10 protein-coding genes are annotated in these 14,364 nt (G+C 74.4%); 1 reads left to right on the top strand and 9 read right to left on the bottom strand.

Annotated elements, in window-relative coordinates; translation table 11 throughout:
- Positions 1-127: 127 nt before the first annotated feature.
- The 9 genes from ACFV2J_RS35285 to ACFV2J_RS35245 all read right to left on the bottom strand — a co-directional run bounded on the left by ACFV2J_RS35285 (position 128) and on the right by ACFV2J_RS35245 (position 11,663).
- Complete coding sequence (locus ACFV2J_RS35285) at positions 128-1,306, bottom strand: cytochrome P450 (RefSeq protein ID WP_385090229.1); 1,179 nt, start codon at positions 1,304-1,306, stop codon at positions 128-130.
- 115 nt (positions 1,307-1,421) lie between these two features.
- Positions 1,422-2,048 (bottom strand): nitroreductase family protein, encoded by a 627-nt coding sequence (locus tag ACFV2J_RS35280; RefSeq protein WP_385090231.1) that lies wholly within the window; start codon positions 2,046-2,048, stop codon positions 1,422-1,424.
- On the bottom strand, positions 2,045-2,944 hold the full coding sequence (locus ACFV2J_RS35275; protein WP_385090234.1) for a hypothetical protein: 900 nt from the start codon (positions 2,942-2,944) through the stop codon (positions 2,045-2,047). Before ACFV2J_RS35275 ends, ACFV2J_RS35280 begins: the two co-directional genes overlap by 4 nt.
- Complete coding sequence (locus ACFV2J_RS35270) at positions 2,941-3,993, bottom strand: ScbA/BarX family gamma-butyrolactone biosynthesis protein (protein ID WP_385090237.1); 1,053 nt, start codon at positions 3,991-3,993, stop codon at positions 2,941-2,943. The genes ACFV2J_RS35275 and ACFV2J_RS35270 overlap by 4 nt, the downstream gene beginning before the upstream one ends.
- Positions 3,990-4,964 (bottom strand): nucleoside-diphosphate kinase, encoded by a 975-nt coding sequence (locus ACFV2J_RS35265; RefSeq protein ID WP_385090239.1) that lies wholly within the window; start codon positions 4,962-4,964, stop codon positions 3,990-3,992. Before ACFV2J_RS35265 ends, ACFV2J_RS35270 begins: the two co-directional genes overlap by 4 nt.
- Positions 4,961-6,058 carry an SDR family oxidoreductase gene (locus tag ACFV2J_RS35260; protein WP_385090242.1) on the bottom strand — a complete coding sequence of 366 codons (1,098 nt, stop codon included), beginning with the start codon at positions 6,056-6,058 and terminating at the stop codon, positions 4,961-4,963. Before ACFV2J_RS35260 ends, ACFV2J_RS35265 begins: the two co-directional genes overlap by 4 nt.
- A 28-nt stretch (positions 6,059-6,086) precedes the next feature.
- On the bottom strand, positions 6,087-7,739 hold the full coding sequence (locus ACFV2J_RS35255) for a hypothetical protein (RefSeq protein ID WP_385090244.1): 1,653 nt from the start codon (positions 7,737-7,739) through the stop codon (positions 6,087-6,089).
- A gap of 34 nt (positions 7,740-7,773) precedes the next feature.
- A complete protein-coding gene (locus ACFV2J_RS35250; RefSeq protein ID WP_385442524.1) occupies positions 7,774-10,542 on the bottom strand; it encodes a phosphoenolpyruvate synthase in 2,769 nt (922 codons plus the stop codon).
- Between the two features lie 101 nt (positions 10,543-10,643).
- On the bottom strand, positions 10,644-11,663 hold the full coding sequence (locus tag ACFV2J_RS35245; RefSeq protein ID WP_385096726.1) for a beta-ketoacyl-ACP synthase III: 1,020 nt from the start codon (positions 11,661-11,663) through the stop codon (positions 10,644-10,646).
- 335 nt (positions 11,664-11,998) lie between these two features.
- Between ACFV2J_RS35245 and ACFV2J_RS35240 the strand changes: the two genes are divergently transcribed.
- Positions 11,999-14,221: an SAM-dependent methyltransferase gene (locus ACFV2J_RS35240; protein WP_385096720.1), complete on the top strand. Its 2,223-nt coding sequence runs from the start codon at positions 11,999-12,001 to the stop codon at positions 14,219-14,221.
- Positions 14,222-14,364 lie beyond the last annotated feature (143 nt).

The raw sequence follows: 14,364 nt of genomic DNA, 5'->3' as shown, positions 1-14,364 counted from the left end.
CGCGGGGCGGGGGGCGCGCGCGGCGGGGGTCCGCGGTCGCTCTCGCCCCCCCCCCACGCCGGTGGGGGCGGGGGGGCGGGGTTAAACCCCCCCCCCCCGCCCGGGGTTCCCGCGGGTTCGCCAGGGGCTATGAGGCGGGCGGTCGTGGGTCCTCGTCACGCAGGACGACCGGCAGCGCGGTGAGCCTGCCGCCCAGGGCGCCGCCGCCGTCGATCTGGCGCAGGCCGGTGAAGGGGACGGCGAGGCGCGCGTGCGGATAGTGCTCGGTGAACACCTCGGTGAGCGCCCGCATCTGGAACAGGGCGAGTTGCGCGCCGACGCAGTAGTGCGGGCCCACGCCGAACATCAGGTCCGGGCCGCCGGCCGGGCGGCCGGGGTCGACGCTGATACCGAAGAGGTCCACCATCACGGGCGTGCGCGGAGGCAGTGTGACCCCGGCCAGTTCGACCTCGACCGCGGTGAAGCGCCACAGCGTGAACGGGGCGGGCGGCTGGCGCCGCAGCACCTCCTGGACGAACTCGTCGAGCGCCTTGCGGTCGGTGCCGGAGACCCCGTGTTCCAGCAGGTGGGCCACCAGGAAGCCCAAGAACGCCTCCATGGTCGGCTGCCCGGCGAAGATGATCACGAGAATGAGGTAGCGCAGGTCGTCCCGGCCGGTGTCGTCCGGCAGCCGGTCCCGCAGCTCGGCGGCGACTCCGGTGCCCGCCTCCAGTGCCGCGTCGGCGAGCTCGGCGAAGGCCGCCAGCGCGGCGCCGAACGCGACGGGATCCGGGCTGAAGAGGTCCCGGCACGCGGTGATCGCCCGGTCGACGTGCTCGGCGGGCACGCCGAGCACCTCGACGACCACCGCCAGCGGGAAACGGACGGTGAAGTCGGCGGTGAGGTCGACCGCGTGGCCCGCGGGCACCGACGCGGCCAGGTCGTCGAGCAGTTCCCGGGCGATGGCGGTCATCCGGTCGTAGTACCGGCTGATGCCGCGCGCCGAGAACATCGGGGCGTGCGCCCTGCGCAGCGCCGCGTGCGCGGGGCCGTCGAGGGTGGTCACCGACATCTGCTCGGCGACGGGCCGCTCCAGGCCGGCCACCCGCCGGTCCCAGCCGGCCGGCGCCATGCCCGGATCCTTGACGAACCGCCCGTCCGTGAGGACCCGCCTGGCGAGGTCCTCCTCGGTGACGATCCACGCGGGGCCGCCGGCGGGCGCCTCCACCCGCACGAGCGGACCGGCCGCGCGCAACGCGGCGTGTGCCGGCCGGTGTTCGGTGACACCCCGTTCGACCGGGACGAAGGGGGTGATCGGTTCGGACATGAACCCTCCGGGTGAGCGCCGTGAGCGGACGGCCCCGGTCGTCTCGACCGTGGACGTCCGTCGCTGATGTCTGGTGGAACCTGTGGCCTTCACGCGCCGGCCGGCCCGTTCTCCGTCACCAGCCGTCGTGGTGCAGCACCTGTTCCAGCGGCAGCCGGGGGCCCGGACGGAAGGCGGTCCGCAGCGGATGCGCGGTGGGCAGCAGGGCGCCCTGGTGGACCGTGGCCGGCAGCCCGAGCAGGTCGGCGACCTCCCGCTCCCGGTCCAGGTGGACCGTGGTCCACCCGGTGACCAGCCCGCGGCTGCGCGCCGCCAGCGCATAGCTCCAGGCGGCGGGGAGCAGCGAGGACCACAGGCCCGCCTGGTTCCCGGACGGCAGTTCCTCGACGTCCAGCTGGAGGCAGGGGATCACCAGCACCGGAACCTCGTGCAGCCGGTCGGCCAGCCGGCGGGCGGCGGTCACCATGCGCCGTACGTCGTCCGGCGCCCGGTCCAGTCCGGCCAGGGCGCCGGCGTTGCGCTCGTAGTACGCGGCCCGGTACACGGCCGCGACCTCGGCGCGCACCCGCGGGTCGGTGAGCACCAGCCAGCGCCAGTTCTGCCGGTTGTTGCCGTTGGGCGCCTGTAGGGCGATGCGCAGACAGTCCTCGACCACCTCCCGCTCCACCGGGCGTTCGAGGTCCAGCCCGCGCCGTACCGTGCGGGTGGTCGTCAGCAGTTCCTCGCAGGTCAGGTCGGTCACGGCAGGAACACCGCCTGGAGCACCAGGGCGAGATGGGTGAGCACGACGTATCCCATGGCCGGCGCCAGGGGCCAGCCGCCGTGGCGGGCGGTCAGGAAACGCCGGGCCGCCACGGCGGGCAGCAGGGCCGGCAGACAGGGCAGCAGCCCGAGCACGGTGGTCGGCCGGAAGAGCAGGACGTCGCAGAGGACGGCGCCGGCGACCAGCGCCAGGGCGACGGCGGCACTGCCCGCCGGGCCGAGCACCGAGGAGTACCGGCGGTCGTCCGGGGCCGATTCCCAGGCGGTCTTGCGGGCGAACTCGAAGTGCAGGAACACACCGGCGCACAGGGCCAGCAGCGGCACGGCGCGCCAGTCGGCGCCGACCGTTCCGGACCCGGCCGCCGTCAGACAGACGTAGCCGCCGAGCAGCACCTGGACGGGGTAGGTGACCGCCAGGTTGAGCAGCGGCCGCTCGCGCACCGCCGCGGACGCCGCTTCCAGGACCGGGAGCACGAGCGCGTAGCCCAGCGGCAGCAGGACCAGGACCACGGCGACGGGGGAGAGGGCGGCGTTCACCCCCGCCACCACCACGGCGATGACGGTCATGGCCCCGCGCAGTTCGGGGACGGTGATCGCCCCGGTGACCAGCGGCCGGTCCGGGTGGTGCACGCGGTCGTGGGCGAGGTCCTTCTGCTCGTCCAGCATCCGCAGGAACAGCAGGACCAGCACGACGCAGGCCGCGCGCACGGCGGTCGCCGCGCCGGGACGCCAGACGCTGCCGGACAGGGCGACGGTCGAGCCCTCCAGGGCGAGGACCCACAGCACCCCGTAGGTGACGTACACGTGGGGGCGGAACATGCGCAGCACGAAACGGCCCAGGCGGGCCGGGACCCAGGGCAGGGCGACGGTGCTCACAGCCGGGTTCCCGCGCCGTGGACGGCGGCCCGCGCACCGGCCCCCGAGGCGGCCAGGGCGGGCGGGGCGCTCTGCGCACGGGCGTTCATCGGGTCGTGGGGGCGGGCCGGGACGGCCGGGCCGCGTTCGGCGAGCCTGACCCGGGCGTCGGCGACCAGCGCGCCCGGCTGCCGCAGTACGCACTCGACGTCCGCCCCGGGCCGTACCGGTCCGGTCCGGCACTCCACCGGCAGGTCCAGCTCCGCGAAGCTGCGGAACCGGGCGTGCAGGGCGACCGGCTGCGCGGCGGGCGTCAGCAGGACTCCCGCCCGCACGGCGGCGGCGACCGCCAGCTGCCGGAAGGCCTCCAGCTCCAGCATCCCGGGGACGTGGTCGACCCAGTGGTCGAACATGACCGGATGCGAGGTGTCCGGAACCAGACGGGCCGTCAGACTGTCGTCCGGGAGGGCCCGGACGGGTGAGATCACGGCGTTGGCGGGGTCCCGGCGGCCGACCAGTTCGGGCCGGATCCGCGCCACCGGCGGGGCGATGGGCACGGCGGGCAGCTCAAGGCGTCCGCGCTGGACCGCGCGCAGCCGGGTCCACTGCTGCGGCGGCATCCAGGAGTAGTCGATGCCGGCCGTCATGACCTCGCGGTTGCCCACGGTCGCGGTGAAGCGCAGCCGCAGCCCCGTCACCCCCGACCGGCCTCGCGCCCGGTGTTCGATCCGGGCGGTGATGACGACGTCGGCGGGGAACGGGTCCGGCGTCGGCGGCCCGGGGTCCGACACCTCGAACTCGACGGTCCGTAACAGGAACTTGTGGTCCAGCGGCACGTCCAGGAACCGGTGCGCCACCACGAAGATGCCCTGCCGGCACGCCTCCAGCAGCATCATGGGGTCACGGCCGGTCCGCGGGCCGAGTGTGTCGTCGTAGAAGGCGTGCAGGCGCGGCAGTTGGGCGGCGAGCAGTATCTCGTCCTCGCCACGGCGCTCCGCGTCCGTCAGGAAGACCTCGGCGACGGCCGCCCGGTGCACCAGCGCCCTGGGCAGGGTCCGCTCGAACTTCATCGGCTGCTCCTTCGGGAGGGGACGGCACGGAGATCCGCCAGGTGGCGGCGCCACTGCTCGACGCCGGCGCCGTCCAGTACGGGGGCCCGGCCCGGCTCGCGCATGGGCAGCACCTTCGAACCGACGATGACCGTGTCCCACGCGTCCAGCGCCACCTGGTGGTGCCACGCCGTCTCCAGCAGCTCACGCGGGGCGGCGGCCGCGTCCAGCCCGCCATGGCGGGCGACGGTGTCGCGCAGCCGTCCGAGCGCGGGCTCGAAGTCGAGCCGCCTGGACTCGGAGCCGGCGTGCAGACGGCCGGCGAGCGCGCGGGCCCGCGCGGACCGGTCCTCCCCGGCCAGGGCGGAGCGGTAGATCCCCGCGCGCTGCTCGTCGTCGAAGTGGACGGCCAGCTCCCGCAGGACGTCGGCGGGTTCGTCGGGGGTGTGCACCAGGTTGAGCAGATAGCTGTAACGGCCGAGCAGATGGCGCAGCTGGCCCGGGACCCGGGCGTCCGGGTCGGTGGGGCCCTTCAGCCGGGTGAGCAGGACGGACGCGGGCACGTCGGTGTCGGCTTCGGGACGCACCAGCAGGACCAGGGAGTCGGTGCTGTCCAGGAAGAGCCCGGCGAGCCTGCGCCGGTAGGGCGTGGCGAGGTTCCACTGGTGGTACCAGAGTGAGCGGATCACGGTCCGGGTGAGCCGGGTCGGTTCCGCGGCGACGATGCGAAAGCCGTGCTCGGCCAGCCAGTTGACCGCGGCGAGCAGTCTGCGGGAGACCACCGCGTCGGGCTTGAGCAGCAGCGCCGCGTGACGGTGGGCGAAGCCGGTGACGTCGCCGGTCAGGGCGGCGAGCTGTCCGTAGCTCTCCTGGTAGTAGGTGTCCGCGCCGTAGAGACGGCGTTTGAGCGGGTCGCAGGCGAGCAGCGGGGACACCTCGATGCCGTGGACGGGCTCGGGCCGGTGCGGGGCGAGGGGGGCTGCGGGGTTCACGCGCGGTCGCTCCCGTCGGCCTGGGCGAGTTGGGGTACCGGCTCGCGGGACGCGGCGGCACCGAGGTAGCCGACCTTGAGGCAGTGGTCGAGGAGGCGGCGCAGATAGGCCGGGCCGCCGGTCGGCGCCGGATGCCGGGCGAAGGCGGCCGCGGTGGTGGCGTCGAAGTGGACGCGCCGGCTGAAGTAGCTCTCGTACAGCGAGATGACCCGCTGGTGGTAGGCGCGTTCGCGGTCCGGCAGGGCGGCCGCGGAGAAGGCCGAGGGCGGCACGAACCGGGCCACCTGGAAGGACGGGTACTCGGCGAGCACCGCGGAGAAGTCCCGCAGGGTGACGGCCTGTCCGACGGCGTGCAGGGTCAGTCCCCGGGCCTGTTCGAAACGCGTGGTCACGTCGGTGACCAGATCCGCGACGTAGTCCACCGGCACCAGGTCGAGGGCCGCGTCGTAGCGGCCCGGGATGGTCCTGGCGAGGCCCTTGGTGATGAGCTTGACGACCGGGTACAGCGTCTTGAAGTCACGGACGCGGCCGGTGCGCGCCGCCCCGGCGACGATGCTGGGCCGCACCACGGCCACCGCCAGCCCCTCGGCCGCGGCCTGCCGCACCAGCCTCTCGCCCTGGAGCTTGCTCAGCTCGTAGGCGTTGCCGGGGCGCTGGCCGACGTCGAGTTCGTCCTCGTAGGCGATGCCGTCCCGGGCGCCGCACACATAGGCCGTGCTCACATGGACCAGCGGGATGCGGTGGGTTCGGGCGAAGGCCACCACCTGCCGGGTCCCGGTGACGTTGACGTCCTGGTAGCGCTGTTCGGGCAGTCCGAAGTCGGTCAGGGCGGCGCAGTGCACGATGCGGTCCGCCGCCGCGGCCGCGTGCAACTGCTCGCCGTCCAGGCCGAGTCGGGGCCGGGTGACGTCACCGGTGAGCCGGCGCGGTCCGGCCGGGGCGGCCGGCAGCGCCCTGCCGTTGTTGCGGACGATGTCACCGTTGCTGTGCATGAGGGCGAGCACGTGGTGGCCCGCCGCGGTGAGCCGGGCGGTCACCTCGGCTCCCACCAGTCCGCTCGCTCCGGTGACCAGTACGGTCATGGTGTCAGCCATCGCTCGGTCCCTTTGGGTGGTGGGGGGGTCATACGGCCTGGTGGGGCTGGACGCCGTTGCTGACGATCAGGTCGCGGGCCTCCTCCAGGGGAAGTTCCGCGCCGAGATAGGTGCCGATGCGCAGCCAGTCGTAGCCGAGCTCCAGGGTGGCCCGCCAGGTGTCGGCGGAGTCGAAGGAGGAGGGGAAGGCGTCGGCCCCGGCGGTGTCGCGGACCAGCGCGACGAAGTCCTCGAGTTCGGCGCGGACCCGCTCGCCCTGCGCGGGTGAGGCGATGGTGCGGCGCAGCAGGTCCTCCGCCCGGCCGCGGACGGAGCCGGGCAGCGACGGCAGCAGCGACAGCCGGCGCACCAGATCGGTGTCGGCGGGCAGCGGGTTGACGCCGTAGGAGCTGAGCAGCCCGCGCAGCGCGGCGTGGACCGCGCGGCGGGAGGTGAGTTCGGCGACCCGCCACTGGCCGCGGCGCAGGGCGCCGTCCAGGTCCTCGCGGGCGTTCTCCACCACGACGTTGGACCACACCAGGGCCATCGTGGCCGCCGCGAAGCGTTCGGCGGGCAGCGGGACCAGATCGATGCCGTCGGGCCCGCTGACGGCCGCTCCGCGGACGGACAGCAGGGGCGGCGTGCTGTAGGGCGGCGGGGTGACGGGGCCGGCCGGGGCGGCCAGCGGCAGCGCCGGGGTGACGGTGCCGGCGCCCTTCCAGGCGAGCCGGACCAGCCCGTAGCGCAGGAAGGCGGCGACCAGCCGGCCGGCGTCCGCGGGCGCGGTCCGCCGGGCACCGGCCAGTACCGCGGGCAGCGGCGTGCCGAGGACCAGGGAGCGCCAGACCGCCCCGGCCCGCGCGCCGAGCGCGAACACCTCCCGCCGGTCGCGGATGACGTGCACCCGCTCGCCGGTCTGCCAGGTGGTCACGCGGGCCGCCCGTTCGACGGTCAGCCGCTCCGGGCGCCACGCGACGCCGGTGATGCCCAGCTCCGCGGCGAAGGCGAGACACTCACCGAGGTAGCCGTGCGCGGCGTCGGCGTCGTGCCCGGTGGGGGCGGCCGACTCCAGGGCCCAGTAACGGTCGCGGACGTCCGCCCGGCCGGCCCGGTCGAGTTGCAGGGACAGCCACTTGGGTTCGAGGTAGGTCTCACCCAGGCCCGCCGCCCAGGCCTTGACCGCCTGGACGAGACCGGCGCGGGCCCAGTCGGCCGCTTCCGCGCCCTCGCCCAGGCAGTCCAGCGCCATCGCGTGGCGCAGCGACTGCCGGGCCCGGTGCGTCCACCATCCGGCGGCGATCTCCCGCAGCCGCCCGGCCGGCAGCAGCGCCTTCACCTCGTCGACCAGGGCGTGCCCGCGCAGCGGATGGCTGCCCAGCAGCCGCTGGCAGCGGTTGAGGAGGTCCTCGGAGAGCCTGCCGGGCCGCCCGGCGCCTGCTTCGAGCGCCGTGAACTGCTCGGCGAGCTGACGCACCGACCGGGTCCGTATCTCCACCCGGCGGCCGTCGACGAAGAGCAGCGACGGCATCGTCGGCAGATCCGCCCCGTCGCGGGCGATGAGCAGGAAGTCGATGTCGGAGGAGGGGTTGCCGAACCCCTCCGCGATGGACCCTTCGAGGACCACCGCCCAGTCCGGGCCCGGCGGCAGGGCGGCGAGCGACTTGTCGAGCAGATCCTGCAACTGCTCGTCGGTGAGGATCACGGTTCGGGGTCTCCGTCCTGCGGGTGTCGGGACTTCACGACGTGGACGTGCCGGTGTCCGCGGACGGCGGCACGTCCAGCACGGTGACCGTGCCGGCCGCGCCGTCGACGCGCAGCCGGGTGCCGCTGCGGATCTCGGTGGTGACGTTCCTGACCTGGACGACGGTGGGGATGCCCAGTTCACGGGCGACCACGGCGACATGGGTGAGCGGACTGCCGCGCTCGATGACCAGGGCGGACGCCGAGGGCAGCGCGGTCACCCAGCCCGGATCGGTGCGGTAGGCCAGCAGGATGCCGCCGCCGACGTCGCGCGGGGTGTCGAGGACCACCGCGGGCCCCTCGGCGACGCCCGGGCACGAAGGGGTGCCGCGCAGTTCGCGGGCTCCGCTGCGCACGGCGGACGCCGCCGCCCAGCCGCCGCGTTCGAGGTTGCCCGACCAGTAGGCCGCGCCCCGGGTGGTGAACCGCGCGGGAGCGCGCAGCGCGGCGTCGTCGGCCAGGCGCCGGCGGCGCAGCGCCACCAGGTCCCGCAGCTCGGAGTCGGCGAGCATCCCCTCGTAGGCGCCGCGGACCTCCTCCAGACGCAGCAGGAACACGTCGTCCCACGCGTCGAGCGCCCCGGCCCGCGCCAGGTCGCGGCCCATCGCCCGCAGCATGCGCTTGGCGGCCCCGAACGCCCTGGTGCGGCAGAACCGCAGCCGTTCACGGTCCGCGAGCGAACCGCGGGCCTTGCCGCGGACGAGCTCGTAGACCCGGCGGCGCGGGCCGCGCAGCCGCCCGTCGAGGTAGGCGTCGGCGTCCCCGCCGCGGCCCGCCCCGGTGGCGGGGCCGGCCAGGGCGCCGCGCAGCATGGTGAACAGCCCGGCCGGGTCCTCGTGCAGATCGGGGACCTCCAGCTTGAGCTCGTCCGGACTGCGGTACCCGTAGGAGGCGATGTACGCGTCGACGGCGGCCAGCACCTCGGTGTGACCGCCCTCGCGCAGCGCCTGGTACGCCTCCTCGTCGGAGGTGGCGTCGAGCAGCCGGCGCACCTCGTCGTCCGCGGCGGCCAGGGCCGCCAACTCGGCCAGCGCCCACACCGGTTCGGCGGACTCCAGATCGCCGCCGGGGCTCGCCGCGGCCCAGGTGAACCACTCGGGGGCGTCGGGCAGCCACCTGCGGGTGAGCAGGGCCAGCAGTCCGACGGAGAGCAGGATGGCGGCGTCGAGGGCCTGCATCGGCCCCCATTTCTCGATCAGTTCACGCTGTAGCCGCCGAAAACGCCGGTAGGTCTCCTCGCCCGGCAGCGCGTCGTAGTCGACGTTGTTGAACACCTCGTAGGCACGGTAGAAATCGCGGTGGAAGGCGTCCACGGATTTCCTCATGGTGAGGAATTTCCGGGTGAACACGACAGTGCGGTACAGGCGGTTGAGGCGGCCTCGCAGGCCCGGCCGGGGAGCGAAGGGATGCAGCGCGTCGGCCGCCTCGTCGGAAATGCTCTCCTCGACCCCGAGGGATTTCTCCAGCACGCGCCGGTTCAGCCGGTAGAGGGGAGCCAGCCGCACCATCCGGTACCAGTGCAGGAGGTTGTAGTAGACCCGGCCGTGGAAGTAGCCGAGCAGATGCGGCGTCCATTCCTGGACCTCCCGCAACTGACCGGGCGTGACCGCGAGCGCGCGGGCGTAGCTCTCGTAGACCTTGGCGTAGGTGTCGGCGGCGAAGCTGTAGGTGAGCGGGGAGACGATGCCGCTGAAACTCTCGATGATGTTGGAGTTGTCCCAGATCCGCAGCTCCCCCCGGGGCTCCCCGGCCGGCGCGGACGGCACGGGCGGTGCGGCCGTGCGGACGGCGGGCGCGGTGGTGACCGGACGGGACTGCAGCACCCACACGGTGTCCCCGGCGATCGCCCACTCGATGTCCTGGGGGGCACCGTAGTGCGCGGCCACCCGGGTCCCGACGTCGTGCAGCCGGGCCAGGTCGCGCGCGCTCAGCGACAGCACCTCCCGGTCGGCCTCGGCGACCGGCCGTACCGCGCAGCCGGGACCCGTACCGGCCCCGTAGCTCTCCTGCTTGTCGCCGACGACGGCGTGCAGCCGCTCGCCCGACACGGCGTCCAGGACGACCGTGTCGGCGTCGACGGCCCCGGAGACCAGCCCCTCGCCCAGCCCGTACACGGCGCTGACGACGTAACGGCCGGTGCTCCCGGTCATGGGGTCGACGGTGAACAGCACCCCGCTGCGCTCCGCGGGCACCATGCGCTGCACGACGACGGCGACGCCGCCCGCCGAGGGCGCCAGCGCGCGCTGCGCGCGGTAGTGCAGGGAGCGCTCCGAGAAGGCGGAGGCCCAGCAGCGGCGGACGTGCGCGACGACCTCGTCGAACCCCGAGACGTTGAGGAAACTGTCGAACTGCCCGGCGAACGAGTGCTCCGCGCCGTCCTCGTCCGCCCCCGACGAGCGCACCGCCACCAGGCCGCCGCCGACCTGCTCGTAGGCCCGGCGGACGGCTTCGGTGACGTCCTCGTCCAGGGGGGCCGCGGCGATGAGCGAGGCGATCTCCGCGGACGTCCGCCGCTCCCCGTGCCGCGGCGCCTCGGCCAGGAGGGCCGCCAGGCGGGTGTCCAGCCCGCTGCGCCGGGCGAATTCCGTGAACACGTCGAGGCCGATCACCGACCATTCCGGTACCCGGAATCCGGCGGCGGTCAGGGAATGCAGGTTCTTTCCCTTTCCGCCGGCCCATTCGGCGATTTCGGCCGGTTCACCGGTAGGGGTGAGGACACGTAAGGACGTTGCGGACCGCTGGCCGGATCCCGCGATGGGCGACACGTGGTTTCCCTCCGGGTAGTCGATCGGTTTCCCTCCCGAAGGTCTCACGGCACCTTCCGCGAAAGGCAATCGCGATGACGGTCGTAGGTATTCACCTAAGTTCACGGGCAGTTCACTGCCGACCCCGGCAGTTCCGTACGCAGCGGGCGCAGTTCGGGCCAGACGAGAGCCGCCGAACCCCAGGTGAGGCCGCCGCCGAACCCGGTCAGCACCACCTTCTGACCGGGCCTGAGCTCACCGGAGGCGGCGCAGTCGGTGAGCGCGAGGGGGATCGACGCGGCGACCGTGTTGCCCAGCGCGGCGATGTTGGACGGGAACCGCTCGGCGGGCAGACCCAGGCGCCTGGCGACGGACGCCAGGATGCGGGCGTTGGCCTGGTGGAGCACGAAGGAGTCGATCTCCTGCGGCCGCCACCCGGTGTGCGCGGAGATCTCCTCCACCGACTGGGCCATCCGGCGCACCGCCTGCGCGAAGACCGCCTGGCCGCGCATCGTGAAGAAGGTGTCCTCGGTCTTCGTCGGCAGGCCCGTGGAGCGCTGCCTGGACCCGCCCGCGGGGATCTCGATGAGGCCGGCCTCGCCGCCGTCGCTGCCCAGGCTGAACCCCAGCAGCGCACCCGGCTCCGCGGCCTGGCCCGCGCGCAGCACGACCGCGCCCGCCCCGTCGCCGAACACCACCCGGGTGCCCCGGTCGGCGGGGTCGAGGATCGTGGAGAACGTGTCGGCGCCGATCACCAGCACACTGTCGGTGATCCCCAGCGAGATCAGTCCGGCGCCGGTGGCCAGGGCGTACACGAAACCGGTGCACACGGCCTGCACGTCGAACGCGGGCACCGGGCCCAGTCCCAGCCGGCTCGCCACCTCGGGCGCGGTCGCCGGGCAGAGCCGGTCCGGGGTGCTCGTCGCCAGGACGACGGCCCCCGCACGGCTCAGGCCCGCCGACGCCAGCGCGTTGCGCGCCGCCTCGACGGCGAGGTCGCCCGTGGACTGCCCGGGCGCGACCACCCGCCGGTGCCGGATGCCGGTACGGCGGCGGATCCACTCGTCATCGGTGTCCAGGACGGCGGCCAGGTCGTCGTTGGAGACCACCGTCGCGGGCACCGCGCCACCCAGCCCCGCCACGACCGCCGACCGCGGCCCGGAGGAACCCGGTGCCGGGGGAAGGAGCGGCCCGGGCCACGGCTCGGGCGGCGAACTCTCCTGCTCGTACGGGCCGTTCGACCCGTTCTGCACTGACCTCACGCCACCTCACCTCATCGCGGTAAGCGCAACGGCAACGAGCATGGAGCACCAAAGCCCCCTGAAATAAGCTGAGTTGACTCGCCTAAGCGAACTTCTACACTCTCGCGCCGGACCTGGGACGCGGTCCTCGCACCGTGTGTCCTTGGTCGGTGACACACCAGTGACCGGCTGCTCCCACTCTCCAGGCCGGCGGTTCAATCGATGGGGGTCCCTCCATGATCCGTGTTGACCATGCCCGCGTCTTCGACGGCGAACGGGTACGGGACGGGATCTCCGTACTGATCGACGACGGGCTGGTGGCCGCGGTGACACCCGCCGCCCCGGAAGGGGACGCCGCCACGGACCCCCGGGTGACCGAGGTGATCGACGCCACCGGCCACACCCTGCTGCCCGGACTGATCGACGGACACACCCACGTCATGGGCACCCTGCACAACCTGCGGCTGGCGCTGGCGTTCGGAGTCACCACCGAACTCGACCTGTTCAGCTTCCCGCCCGCACTGACCGGCTGGCTCTGCGACACCGCGGCACGCACCGACGACGTCGCCGACCTGCGCAGCTCCGGAACCGTGCTGTGCGCGACCGGCGGCCACCCGGCGGCCTCGATGCCCTTCCTCCCCTCGCTGGCCGGCCCCGAGGACGCCCAGGAACAGGTGACGGCACGCCGGAAGGAAGGCGCCCACTGCATCAAGATGATGTTCGACGACGGCGGCCACCACGGCGCCGACCTGCCGACGCTGGACGGGCCGACCGCGAGCGCGGTGACCGCGGCGGCCCGGCGGGAGGGACTGCTGACCGTCGCCCACGTCGCCGACGAGGAGACGGTACGCGCCGCGCTCGCCGCCGGGGTCGACGCGTACACCCACGTCCCGCTGGCGGCACCGCTGCCCGGCGACCTGGTCGCACGGACCGCCGCGGACGGCCGGTTCGTCATCCCCACCCTGGCGATGATGGAGATGTCCAGCGGCGCCCGCGGCGGACGCGGCCTCGCCGACGACGACCGCATCGCCGCCCACCTGCCCGCCGACGCCGCCGCCGCGATCAGGCGGGGCACCGAGGGACTCGCCGTGACCGTCCCGTCCCCCGACCTGGACTTCGCCCACGCGCTCGGCACCACCCGCCGGCTCCACGAGGCCGGAGTGACCCTGGTCGCGGGCACGGACGCCAACAACGCGCCGGGGCGGGCCTGCCCGGTGGTCCACGGCGCGTCCCTGCACCGCGAACTCGAACTGCTCGTGGCCGCCGGACTCACCCCCGTCGAGGCGCTGCGGGCCGCGACCTCGGCACCCGCCCGGCTCCTCGGACTGCCCGACCGCGGGCGGATCGCCCCCGGCCTGCGGGCCGACCTGCTGCTCGTCGAGGGCGACCCCACCACGGACATCACCGCCACCAGGGCCATCCGGCGCATCTGGCGCCGCGGAGTCCCCTTCGACCGCGAGGCGGCGCGCACCGCGCGACGGACCCCGGCACACCCCGCGCCCCGCCCCGCCCGGACCGGGACACGGACACCGGACACGCACGGCACGAGCCCCCGCCGACACGACGCCGCCACGGCCGACAGCGACGCCGCGACGGCCGACAGCGAGCTGACGGCCGTGGGCTCCACCGCGCTGGCGCTGGCGGCGGCCCGCGCCAGGGAGAGCGGCCGCCCCGACCGGCTCTTCGACGACCAGGTCGCCCTCCAGGTCACCGTCGCCGCCGGCGCCGCGCTCGCCGCGTGGTCGGGCCCCAGGGGCGAACGCCTGCGCAGGGCGATGGGCGACTACTTCGCCCTGCGCACCCGCTACTTCGACAACTGGCTGCTGGAAGCGGTCGGTTCGGGCTGCCGGCAGGCCGTCGTGCTCGCGGCGGGCCTGGACGCCAGGGCCTTCCGCCTCGACTGGCCCGCACCGCTCACGCTGTTCGAACTCGACCGGACCGACGTGCTCTCCTTCAAGGAGAAGATCGTCACCGGCCGCGAACCGGCACCCGGCTGCGCACGCGTCCCGGTGGTCGGCGACCTGCGCGACGACTGGCCGGCCGCCCTGCGCGCACACGGCTTCGACCCGCACCTCCCGACCGCCTGGCTGCTCGAAGGCATCCTGGTCTACCTCACCGAACAGGAGGGCGACGAGGTGCTCGGCCGGATCGGCGGCCTCAGCGCCCCCGGAAGCCGGCTCGCCCTCGAATACGGCAGCCGGGCGATGTTCGCCACGGACACCACCCGGGCGGCCCTGGACCACGCCACCGCCACCGACACCCTGCACACGCTCGCCGCACTGTGGCGCAACGAGAGCACGGCCGACCCCCTCGCCCGCCTCACCGGACACGGCTGGTCCGCCCGCTCCCACGAGATCACCGACCTCGCCGCGCGCCACGAGCGGCCGGTGCCGCCCGCCTTCGACCCCACCGTCCCCGGCACCGCACGCATCACGCTGCTCCAGGCCACCCGCACCTGAACCGCGGCCCCCGGCGCCGGACACGGACCGCCACGGCGGGGGAGCGGACACGGGCGGGGGGGGGGGGCGCCGGCGCCCCGGGGGGGGGGCCCCCCCCCCCCCGCCCCAACACCGGGGGGCGGCGCCCCCCCCCCCCCGCGCCC

This window comes from Streptomyces sp. NPDC059668, assembly GCF_042734135.1.
Taxonomy (GTDB): Bacteria; Actinomycetota; Actinomycetes; order Streptomycetales; family Streptomycetaceae; genus Streptomyces.
Note: the sequence above shows the minus strand (reverse complement) of the source record. Positions and strands in the feature narration are given on the sequence as shown.